15 protein-coding genes are annotated in these 16,524 nt (G+C 41.0%); all 15 read right to left on the reverse strand.

What is annotated here, in order from left to right; all coding sequences use genetic code 11:
• Positions 1 to 39 precede the first annotated feature (39 nt).
• The 15 genes from AR328_RS21620 to AR328_RS21690 all read right to left on the reverse strand — a co-directional run bounded on the left by AR328_RS21620 (position 40) and on the right by AR328_RS21690 (position 16,477).
• Positions 40 to 1,023, reverse strand: coding sequence for a serine/threonine protein kinase (locus AR328_RS21620; protein ID WP_066301904.1), 984 nt, complete (start codon positions 1,021 to 1,023; stop codon positions 40 to 42).
• A complete protein-coding gene (locus AR328_RS21625) occupies positions 992 to 1,729 on the reverse strand; it encodes a vWA domain-containing protein (protein ID WP_066301906.1) in 738 nt (245 codons plus the stop codon). The genes AR328_RS21620 and AR328_RS21625 overlap by 32 nt, the downstream gene beginning before the upstream one ends.
• A gap of 90 nt (positions 1,730 to 1,819) precedes the next feature.
• Positions 1,820 to 4,303 carry a stage II sporulation protein E gene (spoIIE, locus tag AR328_RS21630; protein ID WP_066301909.1) on the reverse strand — a complete coding sequence of 828 codons (2,484 nt, stop codon included), beginning with the start codon at positions 4,301 to 4,303 and terminating at the stop codon, positions 1,820 to 1,822.
• Between the two features lie 241 nt (positions 4,304 to 4,544).
• Entirely contained in the window at positions 4,545 to 5,024 is a 480-nt protein-coding gene (locus AR328_RS21635) for a S1 domain-containing RNA-binding protein (protein ID WP_066301915.1), read from the reverse strand.
• Between the two features lie 82 nt (positions 5,025 to 5,106).
• On the reverse strand, positions 5,107 to 5,514 hold the full coding sequence (locus AR328_RS21640) for an FtsB family cell division protein (protein ID WP_066301917.1): 408 nt from the start codon (positions 5,512 to 5,514) through the stop codon (positions 5,107 to 5,109).
• A 13-nt stretch (positions 5,515 to 5,527) separates the two neighbouring features.
• Positions 5,528 to 6,160: a spore cortex biosynthesis protein YabQ gene (gene yabQ, locus AR328_RS21645; protein ID WP_066301919.1), complete on the reverse strand. Its 633-nt coding sequence runs from the start codon at positions 6,158 to 6,160 to the stop codon at positions 5,528 to 5,530.
• Positions 6,157 to 6,459 (reverse strand): sporulation protein YabP, encoded by a 303-nt coding sequence (gene yabP / locus AR328_RS21650; RefSeq protein WP_066301926.1) that lies wholly within the window; start codon positions 6,457 to 6,459, stop codon positions 6,157 to 6,159. The genes yabQ and yabP overlap by 4 nt, the downstream gene beginning before the upstream one ends.
• A 270-nt stretch (positions 6,460 to 6,729) precedes the next feature.
• On the reverse strand, positions 6,730 to 6,996 hold the full coding sequence (locus tag AR328_RS21655) for an RNA-binding S4 domain-containing protein (RefSeq protein WP_066301932.1): 267 nt from the start codon (positions 6,994 to 6,996) through the stop codon (positions 6,730 to 6,732).
• On the reverse strand, positions 6,983 to 8,461 hold the full coding sequence (mazG, locus tag AR328_RS21660; protein ID WP_066301937.1) for a nucleoside triphosphate pyrophosphohydrolase: 1,479 nt from the start codon (positions 8,459 to 8,461) through the stop codon (positions 6,983 to 6,985). Before mazG ends, AR328_RS21655 begins: the two co-directional genes overlap by 14 nt.
• An 8-nt stretch (positions 8,462 to 8,469) precedes the next feature.
• Complete coding sequence (locus AR328_RS21665) at positions 8,470 to 10,077, reverse strand: putative polysaccharide biosynthesis protein (RefSeq protein ID WP_066301939.1); 1,608 nt, start codon at positions 10,075 to 10,077, stop codon at positions 8,470 to 8,472.
• A gap of 142 nt (positions 10,078 to 10,219) precedes the next feature.
• Complete coding sequence (gene spoVT, locus AR328_RS21670; protein ID WP_066301944.1) at positions 10,220 to 10,756, reverse strand: stage V sporulation protein T; 537 nt, start codon at positions 10,754 to 10,756, stop codon at positions 10,220 to 10,222.
• 423 nt (positions 10,757 to 11,179) lie between these two features.
• The gene (mfd, locus tag AR328_RS21675; protein WP_066301947.1) at positions 11,180 to 14,713 is read right to left on the reverse strand and encodes a transcription-repair coupling factor; all 3,534 of its coding nucleotides are present in this window, start codon (positions 14,711 to 14,713) and stop codon (positions 11,180 to 11,182) included.
• An 89-nt stretch (positions 14,714 to 14,802) separates the two neighbouring features.
• Positions 14,803 to 15,033: an anti-sigma-F factor Fin family protein gene (locus tag AR328_RS21680; RefSeq protein ID WP_066301950.1), complete on the reverse strand. Its 231-nt coding sequence runs from the start codon at positions 15,031 to 15,033 to the stop codon at positions 14,803 to 14,805.
• Between the two features lie 136 nt (positions 15,034 to 15,169).
• Positions 15,170 to 15,730: an aminoacyl-tRNA hydrolase gene (gene pth, locus AR328_RS21685; protein WP_066301957.1), complete on the reverse strand. Its 561-nt coding sequence runs from the start codon at positions 15,728 to 15,730 to the stop codon at positions 15,170 to 15,172.
• Between the two features lie 114 nt (positions 15,731 to 15,844).
• On the reverse strand, positions 15,845 to 16,477 hold the full coding sequence (locus AR328_RS21690; RefSeq protein WP_066301959.1) for a 50S ribosomal protein L25/general stress protein Ctc: 633 nt from the start codon (positions 16,475 to 16,477) through the stop codon (positions 15,845 to 15,847).
• Positions 16,478 to 16,524 lie beyond the last annotated feature (47 nt).

Consider the following 16,524-nt stretch of genomic DNA (forward strand, 5'->3'; position numbering starts at 1 on the left):
ACTTAAAGCATAACATTTTCACGATGTTTTTTTCAAAAATTACACTAATTGTCCATATATATAAAGGACGTATAAAAGGGAAATGATTAGAAAAATGAGAATGGATTCCAGAACGCCCCCCCTCTTTTTCTTCTTTATATATGATTGACGACTAACTGTAGGATTATTTGTTTGTACTTGTTTCCTTTGCGGGGCTCTATTTACTTTCTGAGACTTTGGTTCTGGCTGATTCAGTTGGAAAATAGATTGTCGCATTTCGTCTGCTGAAGTGAACTTCCCCTGTAAAGCCTGCAGGATTACTCCTTCAAATTTCAGAAGCTCTTTCTTTTGCCTCACCATAAAAATGAGCTGTTTCAAATCACCTGATGTTTTGTGAAATCTTTTCGGATAGGCAATATTTATTAGAATCATTGCAACGGCGAAAAGATCATAGGCAGGATCAGCCTTTCTCGAGCCAAGCCCCCAATACCCCCGGTCAAAAAACTCCGTAAATTCCTTGAGGGCCCTTCCCTGTATGGTTGTGCCGCCAACATCAATACAACGAATTCTAGGCGGCGGGCCTGTTACAATTAAGTTTTCTGGTTTAAGGTCGCCAAATACCCATCCGCTTTCGTGAAGCCTATGTAAATCACTTAAGAGCTGGAGGATGACAACCTCAGTCCAGGATGGACCCTTTTCCTGAATAAACGTTAAAAGATCCGGCCCTTCGATATACTCCATTACATAAAAGGATATTTGCCTTCCATTCCATAACCAATCATCAACATCAAGCAAAGAAGGTCCAAGGGCTGTGCCTGGGACCTTTGCAAAGGATTTTAATACATTTACCTCTGATGTTACGGACATTCCGTTATCACTTATTTTTAACGCAACCTGCTGACCGCCGGAATTAGCCAAAAACACGATGCCATTCGCCCCAAACCCTAGCTCTTTCACAATGGTATATCGGTTGTGATGCCACTTTCCCTCGATAACTGTCCCTGGATTAAATTTAAACTGATTCTTCAAAGAATGATTCATCATCACGGGAAAGCAGACTCCTTAATGAGCGTTTTTTCTTGAATTGAGATAAGGCTTCGCGTAAGGCAGGGCCTGTCGGGGTAATGCCGCCTGTTGTTAATTTCCCGAAAATACTTGTTAGGGCACCTAGATTAGGGGACCAATCCAGCAGCTTTTCGACTTCTTTCTTTTTCCCCGGAAATACGAAGACTGAAAAACGATTTTCTCCAGAACGGGCATTCAGGCTTAATGATAAATCCAGCAGAGCTTCCTTCACGGTTGGCAGCTTATGTGCCATACTCGCGCTCGTATCGACTAACACAAGCACCTCAAGCTCAACGGTTTCGCCAAGTTCATCGACAACCTCCATAACCTCGCCTCTTTGATCAGGCGGAAGATCCTCAACTGTTTTCGCACCCCCAAGAATTTGCTGCAATTCACGGTTTACAACCCCTTGAAGTGTTTGCGTCATCGCTTTCCTCGTCACCATTTGGACCGTTTGGGAAAGCTGCTTGGCATAGACAATCTGACTGATGCCACCTCCTGACATAGCAATCCCTTCGATTTCACTCATGCTCTTTTCATCTATTACGTCTTTTTCCATAACTCCTATGACATTTACAGTAATTCCTTGCTCCTTTGCCAGGGCAGCCATCGCTATCGGATCCTCGCCTTGGTTAGAGCATCCATCTGTTATCAATAATATTTGCTTTAACGTGCCGGTTTTCATAAGCTCTCCCCTCCATTATTAAATCTATCTCCATTTTCGACTCTAAGAAGGGGATTTATACATATTTTCGGATGATTTAGGTTAAATTAACTAATTGGCTTTTTTACGCAAGGCGTGGACAGGAATACTTGTCCATTTTGGCGTATTATGTTTAATTTTGGCGACAACTACTGTCATGTCGTCTTCAATGTATCCGGATCTTGAGCGGATAACCTCCTCCATAATTAAATCAGCTACATCTTGCGGATCCTCCGTTTTTAACTCACTAATTTTTCTCTTCATCCACAAGTCGAAGTTTTCTACATGCTTCGGCCCTTCAAAGATCCCATCACTCATCATCACTAATAGATCTCCAGCCTTGAGCTGCTCACTCACGACATCTACTTCAAACTCTGGAAATATGCCCATTGGAAGATTACTAGCTTCGACTTTTAGAATTTTAGATCCCCTTTTAATAAAACTTGGGGTGGAGCCTATTTTCAGGAATTCAACTCCCGCGTTTTGGAGATCAATCATCGCTAAGTCTAAGGTTGAGAATATTTCATCTGTTGTTCGCAAGGTTAAGACAGAGTTGACTGATTTAATCGCCACTTTTTCCTCAATGCCTGATTGCAGGATTTTTTGTAAAAGCTGAAGTGTTTCTTTGCTTTCTATATGCGCCCGCTCTCCATTTCCCATTCCATCACTAATGGCTATCGCAAATTTCCCGCAGCCTAATTCAATCGTAGAGTAGCTGTCACCAGAGATAAACCCGCCTCCTTTTGCAGCATGCGCAACCCCCGTTTCCACCGTAAACGCCTTCGCAGACCGGAAAGTAACGTGGCAAAATCCATTTGGATAAGCTGAACATTCCTCCTTATTCACAACAATCGATTCGCCCAAAATATCTGAAAGCATCGGGGCAATCAGCTTCTCACATTCCCCGTGCCCCTGGCAGTAAGGAATGGTCATATCAATATCGACATTTCTTTGCTCAAGACTATAAATCTCAACTTGTTCAATATGGATCCCAAAATCCTGTAAAGCCTCTAGAATAAGCTCCTCCTGCTTATGATGGTTTTCCCGCTCTCTTTGAATTTCCTTCGCAAAATCCCCCATCACCTCTGAAACGCCGCGCAATTGATCTGCGACTAGCTTTCTGCTTTCCTGGACCTGTTTTTTAAGTTTTTGATTTGCATAGTAGAAGGTGAGCTCCTGCTGAATCGTCTCTGTCACTTTCTTCGACCTTGTACAATGCTTCTCCCATTCTCTTGAAAGTCGCGGTGAAAGTTCGCCGTGATTTTCATCCAAATCATTCATAATCTCTTCCATGTACGCATAAGTTGTATCAAAGTTTCTTGTCCAGCAATGGTCCTTTTTAAAGCATGATTGACAGGTCTTACTCGTTACATTGCTTAAAAAGTAATCAAGCTCCCTATCTGATTCGCCATCTTCCCATTCAGTCGGCTCATCATAGGAGGAAAAGCTTTTTGAAAGGGCTTGAAAGACATTTGAAAATTGAGCCACCCTTTGAGCAGTAACATCACGCATTTTCCGCATATACTGCTGCTGTTCAGCGGCATACTCAGGTGTGCCCGGAATATGCTTGGCGAGCTTGGCTGTTAATGCTTGAGGAGTTAGAAGAAACAGGAAAATTGCAGCGGACGTTTCCAATACCGTTTTTAATAGATTGCTGCTTTCTTCCCCGTACATCCCAATTAATAGAGTAGCAATCATTAATCCAGCGGCAACGCCTATTTTTCTCCCTTCCTTTAATAGACCGCCAAGAAGGCCCGCAAACGCTAGCAAGCTCATATGATAGAAGCTGGAAACATTCGCAAGGCTGAAGATTAGGCCTGTTACCACTCCAACTGTTGACCCCACAGTTGCTCCGGCAACAAAGGCAAAAAGCAGAACTAGATATCTCGACATAATATGTTCAACAGAAAGATCGTAGACCGTCCAGCCAATCGTACCCGTCATAACAGAAGCAAGCATAATGATTAAGCAGACAATCTCTTCCGTCTTCAACGATTGCCGGCGCTTGCTGATCGATAACAGCGGAATGCTTTGGATAAAAATAAGTGTGAGGATGAAGCCGAGGCTCGCTTCCACTCCGGCCATCATTCCGTCATAGAGAGTCAGCGTTTTTGTCAAAATAAAATCCTCTAATAACTTTCCGCCCAGCAAGGTAAGGAATACAAAAAATGGCAATGCTCGCATTTCATTATGGAGCCACTTCTTTGCTATTCGAAAGATAAATAGAAACATAAAGGTAATTCCAAAAGCGGATACCGCATTTGGGATGGAAATCGTCGCAGCACCAGCAATTAATCCGACTAATGCGAGGGGGGCTTTATCCCTTCTGATGAAATAAACCGCAGCAAAAAACGGGAGACTAAAAGGAGTAAGCTTGGCCAAAATTAACGCTCTGCCAAGTAAAAAACCAATCAGCAACAGAAGATAGCCTTTTTTGAAGAAAAAGGTTTCCATCCATAACTGAAATTTATTCAATCCTTTTGCAAATTCCAATTTTGGTCTGTCTAAATTTACTTCTCCGATCGGCTCGACTAAATTCCTTTCTACCTTTGCCATTTGATTACACTCCCCATCCTTTATCGTTCTGCTAATTATAAATTCATCGAGACTAGAAGTTTGTCAAAATAGCGGACAGGCTTCTATTTTTCGTTCGACTCATTTCCCCGTAAAGCCCAAAAAGGGAACAAAATATTCTATAAAAAAATAAAAAAGACAAGTCCTTTAAGACTTGTCTTGAATGGGAATCATAAACGTTCAACCCTGCAAAATTAAAAATATATATCAACTAAGCAGCAAGTTAACCTCGTCTAGCGCCTCTTCCCCCACGCTTCGATTCAGTATTACGTTTTAATGATGACAGACGATCTTCACTATCCTTTAAGAAACGAGCCATTTTAGATTCGAAATTTTCTCTTGATGGACGGTTATCGTTTGCTCTGCCTTGACGTGGACGTTGGGAGTGTGAATGTCCTCCTCTAGACTCTCTTCTTTCGCCTCTTTCAGGTCGATCCGGTCTTTCTGGTCTTACTGGTCTTTCAGGCCGATCAATTGCCTTTTTAATGGAAAGTCCAATCTTTCCATCCTTTTCGACATTAATAACTTTTACTTCGACCTGGTCACCAACTTTAAGATGATCATTGATGTCCTTCACATAATTGTCAGCGACCTCGCTAATGTGCACCAGACCTGTTGAGCCTTCCGGTAACTCCACAAACGCTCCGAAATTTGTAATTCCTGTTACCTTTCCTTGTAACTTGCTGCCCACTTCGATTGACATAAAAAGAAATTGCCTCCTTGAAAGATATAAAAATACTTACTACATATTATACCGAACTTAAGAAAAGAGTTCAATACAAGGTCTAATTAGATGGTGAATCCTTCTTTTCCTCTTTTTCCCTTACCTCAGGCAAATTAAAAATGACCTCGTTGTTTTCCGAAAGGAAGTAATCCTTTCTCGCAAGCTTGGCAATGTATTCATCATCATTCAGCTTGACAATTTCCTCCTCCAGGGCCACTTCCTTTTTCTCTAATAAAGCCAATTCCTGATCAAGCCTTTGTTTCTCAGCTGTCTTTGCTTCAATCGTTGAGGATTGCGAAACGAGCGTGGATATCATGAAAAAAGATAGAGCGATGGCACCCGTGAAGAAGACTGTTAATCTTCTATATAAGAGTCGTCTCTTCCTTCCCGCATGAATTTCTTCGGCCTCCTGCTGCTTCACATAGCTTGTTTGAATTTTGGCTACATTCCTTTTCTTGACAGCCCCCATTTCGCACCCCTCCTTACTTTTTATATTTTTTCAAGATGGTCATCCACTTAGTTAAATGATTCTTTGTCTTTATTAAAAGTCCTGCCATTCTATTATAAATCTTCTCGACTGATTTTTTAAGCCCTTTCGGCAAAACTTTCCAAAATAACAACGAAAGCCACTTGAAAGGGAGAAGAATAATCTTACATACGAATAAAATAATCCTGAATATTAATTTTAGAAGAGCAAATAGGACCCTTTTTATCATTAAAAGCAAAGAAATAACAGCAAATATGAGTCCTCTTACTGGTTTATAGATTAGATAATGGAATAGTTTTAAAAAAAAGCGATAAATAGCGACAATTACCGAGATAGAAATCTCCAGAAGACGCAGATATAATCCTTTAAATAAACTTTGATAGGCCGCAAAGCCGCATAAAAGGGCAATAAATATATAAAATCTCAGCTCACCGCGATTGACGATAAATAAAATATAAAAAATAGCCAGCCCTTGTACAACCCAAAAGAGGATATCGTTGATAAATACGATCCAGCTTTTGCGATTACTGCGTTTGAGGAAGCGGTTGTAAGTATCAAGAGCTGCGCCAAAGGCACTGCCCATGCCAATCATGGCTAGCATGGTCATAAATTGTGTCGATAAAGTCATCGGAATAGCTTGCTAAAGAAGCCTTTAGCCTTATCCCCATGCTGATCATCTAAATAAACGAGATCAAATATTTTCCCTTTTATAGAGACAACCCCTTTATCGACATCAAGGTTTTTCATCTGCAAATTCTGTCCTTTAATCGCCAGAAACCCCATTACAGTATCTAATAAAAATTCCTCATTATCAAAGCTCTCTACCTGCTTAACCCCTGTAATGTCCAAAAGCCTTCTTCCACGCATAATAACATCGTGGTCCTGAACATTCGACTTTGTTGAATTTTGCTCATAATATTGGCTCACCTTACATCCCCTCACAATCACAAAGTACAAGCTTTTTGTACATGTTATGAGAGAAGGACAAGATTTAGAACATAGAAAAGCGTAAGCACCTCGGTCAGGGGCGACAAGCATAAGACGAGTTGGCAGGAAGGTTGGTCTTTACCTTCATGTCAACTTGGCTTATGACCTCCGACGTACAGGACGTACTAGTGCCGACTTTGCCACAGGACGTGGCGTACTTAGTCGGCGAGCCCCTAGGTGCTGGAGCTAGACAAACAGAAAGGGAGGTGCTTATTCCTCGGTGCCGGCCTTTTCCTCTTTTACAATCGAATACATTTCTGCTGCTTCTTCTTTTTTCGTCGTTTCTTGAATACGGTCAATTTTGGCTGTGACTACTCTTTGCCCAAAGCGTATAACTAACTCATCCCCGACCTTAACAACCGTGCTAGCCTTTGCCTGCTGGCCATTCACAAGAATTCTTCCTTGATCGGAAACCTCTTTTGCCAGCGTTCTTCTTTTGATTAATCGGGATACTTTCAAAAATTTATCTAGTCTCATTGTCTGGACTCCTCTCCAACCGTTTTACTTCTTCCCAGAATTCATCTAATTGCTCTAACTCATAATCAGCAAAGCTCCTTCCGCTCTCCTTCACCTTCTTTTCTACATAGGCAAAGCGGCGTTTGAACTTCTGATTTGTTAAAAACAGAGCTTCTTCAGCATCAATTTTGTAAAAACGTGCAATATTCACAATAGCAAATAGGATATCACCAAACTCATTCACTATTTGCTTGCTTCCTTTTTCAGCCTCTAATTCAAATTCACCAAGCTCTTCCTTTACTTTCTCCCAAGCTGGCCCGACTTCCTTCCAGTCAAAACCAACACCAGCCGCCTTTTTTTGAATTTCAGCTGCGGCCATTAAATTGGGAAGCGATTTACTTATTCCGTCAAGGATCGACTTTTCCTCTGATTGGCCCTTTTCTTCCTGCTTAATATCCTGCCAGTTTCTTAATACATCCTCTTCTGTCTCAGCGGTTACATCCCCAAATACATGCGGGTGGCGGCGTACCATTTTTCCGGAAATTCCTTCAATGACATCTTCAATGGAGAAAAAGCCGTCATCCTCTCCAATTTGCGCATGAAGCATAACTTGCAGCAGAACATCTCCGAGCTCCTCCACCATATGATCAATATCGTCTTCATTAATCGCTTCAATAAGCTCGTATGATTCTTCAATTAAATATTTCTTCAACGTTTCATGCGTTTGTTTTTTATCCCATGGGCAGCCATTTGGCCCGCGAAGCTCGGCAATAATCTCACGCAACTTGGAAAAGCTTTTATACAAAATGGCCTCATCCGTTACAGGAGGAACATAAATAGATGTTAGATTATTTATCTCCATATCCCGATCCAATTCGTACAAAGGGACCTTGCGTATCTGCTCTTCCTTGCTACCTGCGGCTGTCACAATGAAAACCTCATAATCATAAGGCAAGACATCCATTAGTGTGAGCTTTACTTCAGATGCGACAAACTGATCATACACCTGTCCAATGATCATGTGATGCTTCACTTCTAGCTCATCTTTCTTCAAGCTCGTTCCATCAAGAAGCTGAAATCCCTCGATTGGGTCAATTTTTAGTGACTGAAATAAGGCATCAATAAAGCTTTGCCCCCCGCCGATTTCTATCGTTATTCCATGATCTTCCGCTCTCTCCAGCAGCAGCTGAACAGTGCGTTCCGCAACGAGCGGATGACCTGGAACTGCATAAGTAACATTACCGCTTAAAGCTGCATCCAGCAGGCTCGAACAAATTTCTTCATATACTTCATGAAATTGCTCGTGTTTTTCATATATAGAATCAAATGAAGTGAATTCAAGCCCCTCCTTCTCCAATTCCGTGATGGCAGGATGTTCTTTCGTCCGCAAATATAGAGGGGAAGCGCTTTTCAGGGCACGGTAGACCCCTAGAGGGAGCTGCTCTAAATCCCCGGCCCCTAACCCAAGTATCGTGATTTTTGACATTGATTCGTTCATCTCCTATTCCTTTTAGGCAGAAAAAATAACAGCTTGCTTCCAAATGGCAGCATCGTAAGCTCTTTTTCTTTAAAGGTATTCCCTTTTAATACAATCCATAGATAAATAAATCCGCCTACAGCCACTGCACTTAATGCCTGAAAGCCATTAAACAAACGCCCCTCTTCGAAGCCGGTTAAATAACCCGTCATATATAAATAAAAACGCAGAACCATAAACATAGAAAGAGCTGCTATTCCAATAATCAGGATAAATCGTTTGTTCAAAATCCGCGTCCTTACCTGGCTTCGAAGCTTAACGAGCAAGAAAACCATAATGAAACTTAAGGTCAAACACGAGGCTGCCGCTGCTCCTATTGTCCCGTATAGCGGAACAAGTATCGCATTCAATACGTATTTCAACAAAAAGCTGCTGAGAATAACAAACGCTGGAAAAAGAATAATGCCTAAGCCTTGTAATATAGCGGTAACAGTCATAATGATGGAGCTTAATAAGATCATCATGCTCAAAATCCCCAGAACTTCTGAACCCTCGCTGTTTTCAAACAGCATAATATTTGTGGCACGAATAATACTCCACAAGCCAATTGTTGCCGCGACTCCTACAAACAAGGCGATTTTGAGCGCCAGCCGAATATTATCATGCATAAATGCAAAGTTTGACTTTAATTTTTCACTTGTAATAATCGGAACTAATGATAATGACATCGAAGTGGCAACGACCATCCCAACCTGAATAAGCGGCTGACCTCGATCATAAATTCCTTTAAGCTCTTTCGCCTCAAGAGCATCTACTCCAGAAGAAATAAGCATCGAATACAGATTTAAAGAATCTGCCATTTGCAAAAACACAAGGAGCAAGCTGCTTACGCATATGGCAAATCCCTGAACCAAAAGAGCCCTGGCTATTTGTATGTTTTTTTGAATATCAAATTTCGCGAAAGGAAGATGAGATTTACGCCTTCCTATCCAATAAAAGGTGATAAGAACAATTATCGCGGCGATTCCGCCTGTTACAGAGCCGAACGCCGCTCCTCCTCCTACTACGTACAAGCTATATCCCTTACTTGTCAGCAAAAAGGCGGCAAAGAAAATCGTGATTACTCTTATGGATTGCTCAACCACTTGGGATATAGCTGTAGGAACCATATTCCCTCTCCCTTGATAGAAGCCTCGCAGCAATGCAACTACAGGGAAAATTAAAAAGGTAACTGAAATGACTTTCAATAAAATCGCAAGATTGGGGTCCTTCATTTGAGCCGCCAGCCAGGCTGCTCCCCAGAAAAGAAAAGCAAAACAAATAAAACCGATTATAAATAATATGAGGGCTGACGTGATAAATAGATGCTGTACCCCGTTTTTTTCCTTCTTGCTCGAAAGCTCTGTGTAAAGCTTAGAAATCACGACCGGAAAACCATATGTAGATAAAGCAAGGGCAACTCCATAAAACGGATAAACTTGCTGATAAATATAAAAACCAACATCTCCCACAATATTTTGAAACGGTACGCGGTAGACGGCGCTTAATATTTTGACGATTAATGCGGCAAAAGTTAAAATGAAAGCCCCTTTAAATAATTCTTTAGCTTTTTTCTCGGGCCCCATTTCCCCTCTCCTTCCAAATCTTACATTCGAAAGTATTATATCATGGCTCAGGACGATTATTGACTGAATCCGTTTTACGCTGTTAAAAAAAACCATCAGTGGGCCCCCAATTATATGGAGGCCCACTGATGGAAGTTTCACCTTATGATTCCATTTGTCTTGCCAGAAATCCTGCAGCTGTTTCAACAGCCTTTTGCTCAACTTCTCCTAACGTATCTTCTTTAGCATAGATGATCACAGCACCAATTGGATCTCCATTTGCAATGATTGGTCCAATGGTATAGGAAGAAATGGCTTCATTATGACCATCAACGAGAGAGTAATCACCTGACTGATTAATGAGAACGGAACTGCGGTCCTCCATCGACTTCTCAACTAATTCACTAATGTTTTTGTTTAAATATTCCTTCTTGGAGCCCCCTGCAACAGCGATATATGTATCCCTGTCACAAATTAATACTGGATTTCCTAAGCTGTCAAACAGTGCCTCGGCATACTCTTTTGCAAAGTCGCTTAGTTCACTGATCGGTGAATATTTCTTCAAAATGACCTCTCCATCGCGGTCAACGAAAATTTCTAATGGGTCTCCTTCACGAATACGCAGCGTTCTGCGAATTTCCTTAGGAATAACCACACGCCCTAAATCATCGATTCGACGAACAATACCAGTTGCTTTCATCCAATGTTGCCTCACTTTCATCTGATGATTTTTTTTTGAAATAAGAAAAAGGATTTTCCAAATTCAGACAGATGTCCGATTATGGCGCATTGTACTAAAGTATAAGGCCAAGGTTGGAGTCCCGCACTGAAAGCGCGCAATTTTCAGCTTTTCTTATCTGGCCATGATTCAAAATTGGGAGAAATTGAATACATCGCCATGTTTGAACTTAGTATCTTTCATATGGAAAGTTCTATACACGTTCAATTATTTTTTCTGGAGTTTATCTTTTCATTAAAACTCGGGAAAATCATCTGAATCGTTTTGACCTTTGAAAAAATTTCAGGTTTTCTAATGCAATACCCTTCGTTTTCAAGAATAAACATTTTTGAAAGCTTTTTTGGCCATTTGTTCTGTCGCATATCGTTTTAGGTTCATAATCATTTATAATGCCTGACTTTGCTGTTCCTTGATGGAATCCTTCATCCCTTGTACAACTTCAAAGGCTATTTTTAACCATTCATTTGGTTTGATTCCTTTTACATGGAGGACAGCCTTGAGCTTTTTCCCATCCATTCCAAGCCCTACTGTGCGCCCAAATTTGCTCGTGATTTCAAAGATTTTCGGTCCGTCTATTCGTTCACTTGCCTTTTCTGACTGCAGAATCAATATTTCTTGTTTACTCTGTTTAATCGTTTCAACTCCGGCGAGCTCTCCAAGAACCTTCATTTGTGCGACTTGGAATAAATAAGCGACTTCTTCAGGGTATTCACCAAAGCGGTCGATCATTTCCTCATGAAGCTCCTCGATATCCTCTATACTTGAAGCACCTCTAAAGCGCTTATACATTTCAATTTTTTGATGACCATCTGAAATATAAGAATCAGGAATATAAGCATCTAATTCAAGATCAATTTCGAGCCTCTGCTTATTCTCAAGCTCTATATTGCCTTTTCTATTCTCGATTGCTTCCTTCAGCATTTGCGAGTATAAATCAAATCCGACTGAATCAATGAAGCCATGCTGTTCAGCACCTAATAAGTTTCCTGCGCCCCTAATGGACAGGTCACGCATGGCAATTTTGAATCCGGAGCCGAGCTCTGTAAATTCTTTGATCGCCTGGAGCCGCTTCTCAGCTACCTCAGTTAATACTTTATCTTTTCTATAGGTGAAATACGCATAGGCAACCCGGTTAGAACGGCCGACCCTTCCTCTCAGCTGATAAAGCTGTGACAGCCCCATTTTATCGGCATCATGAACAATGAGCGTGTTGACATTGGGGATGTCTACTCCAGTCTCAATGATTGTCGTACTCACAAGGACATCATATTCGCCGGAAAGGAAACCTAACATAACTGATTCGAGCTCATTTTCGGTCATTTTCCCATGGGCATAGGTCACTCTTGCGTCTGGAACAAGCATCGAAATTTCCTCTGCTTTCCGTTCGATATCCTCTACTCGGTTATAAAGGAAATAAACCTGCCCATCGCGAGCAAGCTCTCTTTCTATCGCTTCTCGTACAATTCCTCCATTATACTCCATCACATACGTCTGAATCGGAAAACGATTTTCCGGAGGAGTTTCGATGACCGATAAATCACGCACGCCAAGCATCGACATATGAAGAGTTCTAGGAATAGGTGTAGCCGTTAATGTTAGAACATCTACATTTGATTTCAACTGTTTGATTTTCTCCTTATGTGTGACACCAAATCGCTGTTCCTCATCGACAATAAGCAGTCCTAGGTCTCGATACGAAATATCCTTTGAAAGAATACGATGAGTCCCGACTACCACATCAATAGTCCCCGCCTTTAAACCTTTGATCGTTTCTGTTTGCTGTTTCCTAGATTTAAATCGGCTTAGCAGTCCGACCTCAATCGGATAATCCTGAAAGCGTTCTCTCATTGTTTCGTAATGCTGCTGGGCCAGAATCGTGGTCGGAACAAGGAAAGCAACTTGTTTCCCATCGGCTATCGCTTTGAAGGCAGCACGAATCGCCACTTCTGTTTTCCCATAGCCTACATCCCCGCATAATAACCGGTCCATCGGGCGCTCTCTTTCCATATCTCTCTTGATTTCGTGAATGGAACGAAGCTGGTCCTCTGTTTCTTGATAAGCAAAGGCTGCCTCGAATTCCCGCTGCATCTCCCCATCTGGGCTAAAAGCATGTCCTTTCGATGCTTCTCGCTCTGCATAAAGCTTAATTAAGTCATCCGCAATATCTTGGACAGAGGATTCAACCTTCTTCTTAACCCTCTTCCAATCGCTTCCGCCAAGCTTATATAATTTAGGTTCCTTTGCTTCGGAGCCTACATATTTTTGAATAAGATCAATTTGCTCGACTGGAACATAAAGCTTATCCGTACCCTGATAACGAATATGGAGATAATCCTTATGAACCCCATTGATTTCAAGTGTTTCAATTCCTAAATATTTTCCTATCCCGTGATTCACATGAACGACATGATCGCCAACTTTTAACTCGGAATAGCTTTTAATCCGTTCCGCATTAGACAGCTTTTGACGGCGGGGCTGCTTTTTCGTTCTTTTATTAAAGAGCTCTTCTTCTGTAATGACCGCAAATCTTTGACTTGTCAGCTCAAATCCAGTCGACAGACCGCCCGCCATAATTTGGACCTTTCCTAAAAGGAGCGGCTGGTCCTTTCCGATAGAAAATGCTTCAATTTCATAGTCTTCCAATACCCTTTGAAGCTTCTTAATTCTTTCTTCATCAGACCCTAAAAAAATGACAGTATAATTCCCTTTTCTCCATCGATCAATTTCCCCTTTGAGAACGTTCATTTGACCGTGGAAATTCTGCATTTGTTTACACGAAATATTAATAATATTTTGCGGATTTGTATTCGGAATATGTCTTAGAAACAATGACAAATAAATGAGCGGCTGTTTCTTTTGCTGCAAAAACCCCTTTAAATTATGGGATATTTTCACATCATGGATCATTTGCCCCTCACTTAATAGACTTGTATACCACTCGGCCTCTTCCTTCTCCAGAGAGTCATTCATTTCCTGAACTCTGCTAATTTCATCAACGAAAATCAGCGCATTTTCTGGAAGGTAGTCTACTAAACTATTTTCTTTTTCATATGCAAAAGAGAGATATTTAAATAGCTGGCTTGGCTTGCTGTCCATTCTTAATTGCTCAAGCTCGTATCCGATGTTCTGTGTGAGCAATGTTTTTACTTTTTCATCCTTTAACTTCTTTAGGCTTGTGCCTAATCCCGCTTCAATCTTTTCAATCATTTTCTGATAGTGTTCATTTGTTAATGGATATTCAGTTGCGGGACCGATTGTAACTTCAGATAGCTTCTCCTTAGACCGTTGATCTTCCAATGAAAACGATCGAATCGAATCTACTTCTGTATCAAATAATTCAATTCGAATGGGATCGGATTCTGTTAATGGATAAATATCAATAATTCCGCCTCTTACACTAAATTCACCGGGAGATGAAACCATGCTCACACGCGAGTAGCCCATTTGGACGAATGTCAAAAGCTGCTCTTCCTGAAGTTCATCTCCTACCTTTAAAGTAAGCTGACTTTCTCTCCAGAGAGAGGCTGGCGGGAGAATTTTTCTTAAGGCTGCCATTGGAGCAATTAACAGACCACTTTTACTTTTACTCCAATAATTTAATACTTCGATTCGCTGTGCCTTTAATTCTGGACTGGCAATACTAATTTCAGCGGCAATTAATTCATTAGCCGGATATAAAAACACTTCTGATTCCTTTACGAGATGAACGATATCATCATAAAGCTTTTGTGCCTGCAGAAGATTATGTGTGATGATTAATACCGGCCTTCGTGTTTGCTCATAGACAGATGATAGAAACAAAGTTCTTGCGGAACCGGATAAGCCTGATATTAACTGCTCCTTAAGCCCTTCCTTAATTCCAGACAAGACGGATTGCAGATCATCTTGCCCACTAATCATATCTTTTAGCCCTTTCATGACTACCCTCCCTTTCTTAAGGGGGATGACCCCTATTTTCAATTTATAGATAAAATAGAAAAATGCTTTGGATGGATGTCCAAAGCCTGTTATTGAATTAGAAAATCATGCTGATGGTATTCTGGATTTCGCTGCAGTAATTCATGACAATCCTCGCAAATGGCCTTTACCTGAAGATTGCCCGCCATATCGTACGTGATCATCTCTTGGCGTTCCTCATGATTTAATAAATGAAAGCCTAATTGCTCTGTGTGAATGTCGGTATCTTCAATCTTACCAATCTCCACCCCACAATGGCGGCAATGATAATGTATAGCCATGCCTGTTCCTCCTATAATACACTCTTGTATTAATAGTATGAGCGTTTCTGAAGGAACTTATTCATTCGGCAATAGCATATAAAGCATAATAAGAATGATATCCTATCTTATGAAAAAAGTAGAGATATATGAGGAATTATTGATTAAATTCATTCATGATTTGTAAAAACGGCTTAGAAATCCATTCCTCACATGCATCTGAACATCTTTTGATGACTTCACCCATTTGCTCCTGCTCTTCTTTTGAAAATCGCCCTAACACATAGTCAGGCACTTTCATCCCGCTCGGGGGCCTGTCAATTCCAACTCTTATTCTGTTAAACTCTTGTGAACCCAAGTGTGCGATGGTGGACTTGATTCCATTATGCCCTCCGGCACTGCCCTTTTGCCTTAACCGAATCTTTCCAACCGGGAGATCTAGATCGTCATAAATAACAACAAGCTCATCATTGTCAATTTCGAAATAGTCCATTAACGGAACAATAGATTCACCAGAAAGGTTCATATATGTAAGCGGCTTTAATAAATATACCTTTTCTCCATTTACATGACCAACTCCATAAACTCCCTGGAATTTCGCCTGATCAAGAGGGATATTAAACTTTTCTGAAAGTGCATCAATGACCTCAAAGCCAATATTATGCCTTGTTTTCTCATACTGCTTTCCTGGGTTCCCTAGCCCTACTATTAGCTTCATGATTTCACCTCTTCTTATAAAGTTACAAGCGCTGAACGTGAAAATAGGGCTGACCAATCATTTTTTTGGGTCAGCCCGTTATTCATTGCAAGGAACTTTATCTTTTAACCTTTATTATTCACTAGCCTTAGTTTCTCTGCCTTCTTCATTTTCCGGAGTTCCACCAGCCTGCTGTTCACCGCTATGAATTTCTTCTTCCTGTCTAGGCGGAAGAATAGAAGCAATGACTTCCTCTTCCTCGTTATTGATCTCATAGTTGAGGTTTGTTTTTATATCACCAATTGTTAACGTTTCATTAACCTGAAGACTAGTTACATCGACATCAACAGATTGAGGGATGTTATCCGGTGTAGCTGTAACAGAAACTTCATGTAAAGCCTGCTGCATAACACCACCATCCTTCACTCCTGCTGCATCTCCAGTAAGAGCAATACGGACATTAGCAGTAATTTCTTGGTTCATATCTACTGCAAGAAAGTCAACATGAATAATCTCATTTTTTATCGGGTCTGCCTGATAGTCACTTAACACTACATTATGCTTCTTACCGCTTAGATCCAATGAAATGACGCCATTCCTGCCCACTTGACGGATTACTTTCGTGAAATCCTTCTCATTAAAATAAATCGATTGACTTTCAATCTTGGCCCCATAGACGACAGCAGGAATATTCCCTTCTTGCCGAATACGCGTTAAGACCGAGCCACGAAATTCATTTCTTTCCTTTGCTTGTAAAACAGTTGTCATAAGTAGGTCCCCTTTCCTTATTACATTAATCAAGACTCTATATAAAA

Origin of the sequence: Bacillus sp. FJAT-29937 (assembly GCF_001509555.1) — a bacterium.
GTDB lineage: Bacteria > Bacillota > Bacilli > Bacillales > Cytobacillaceae > Cytobacillus.

Excerpts from the sequence above, each read along its gene's own strand:
- pth (WP_066301957.1), bottom strand. The coding sequence starts at position 15,730 with ATGAAGCTAATAGTAGGGCTAGGGAACCCAGGAAAGCAGTATGAGAAA.
- AR328_RS21665 (WP_066301939.1), bottom strand. The coding sequence starts at position 10,077 with ATGGGGCCCGAGAAAAAAGCTAAAGAATTATTTAAAGGGGCTTTCATT.
- spoVT (WP_066301944.1), bottom strand. The coding sequence starts at position 10,756 with ATGAAAGCAACTGGTATTGTTCGTCGAATCGATGATTTAGGGCGTGTG.
- AR328_RS21690 (WP_066301959.1), bottom strand. The coding sequence starts at position 16,477 with ATGACAACTGTTTTACAAGCAAAGGAAAGAAATGAATTTCGTGGCTCG.
- mazG (WP_066301937.1), bottom strand. The coding sequence starts at position 8,461 with ATGTCAAAAATCACGATACTTGGGTTAGGGGCCGGGGATTTAGAGCAG.
- AR328_RS21635 (WP_066301915.1), bottom strand. The coding sequence starts at position 5,024 with ATGTCAATCGAAGTGGGCAGCAAGTTACAAGGAAAGGTAACAGGAATT.
- AR328_RS21625 (WP_066301906.1), bottom strand. The coding sequence starts at position 1,729 with ATGAAAACCGGCACGTTAAAGCAAATATTATTGATAACAGATGGATGC.
- mfd (WP_066301947.1), bottom strand. The coding sequence starts at position 14,713 with ATGAAAGGGCTAAAAGATATGATTAGTGGGCAAGATGATCTGCAATCC.
- spoIIE (WP_066301909.1), bottom strand. The coding sequence starts at position 4,303 with ATGGCAAAGGTAGAAAGGAATTTAGTCGAGCCGATCGGAGAAGTAAAT.
- AR328_RS21655 (WP_066301932.1), bottom strand. The coding sequence starts at position 6,996 with ATGAGACTAGATAAATTTTTGAAAGTATCCCGATTAATCAAAAGAAGA.
- AR328_RS21680 (WP_066301950.1), bottom strand. The coding sequence starts at position 15,033 with ATGGCTATACATTATCATTGCCGCCATTGTGGGGTGGAGATTGGTAAG.
- yabQ (WP_066301919.1), bottom strand. The coding sequence starts at position 6,160 with ATGACTTTATCGACACAATTTATGACCATGCTAGCCATGATTGGCATG.
- AR328_RS21620 (WP_066301904.1), bottom strand. The coding sequence starts at position 1,023 with ATGATGAATCATTCTTTGAAGAATCAGTTTAAATTTAATCCAGGGACA.
- AR328_RS21640 (WP_066301917.1), bottom strand. The coding sequence starts at position 5,514 with ATGGGGGCTGTCAAGAAAAGGAATGTAGCCAAAATTCAAACAAGCTAT.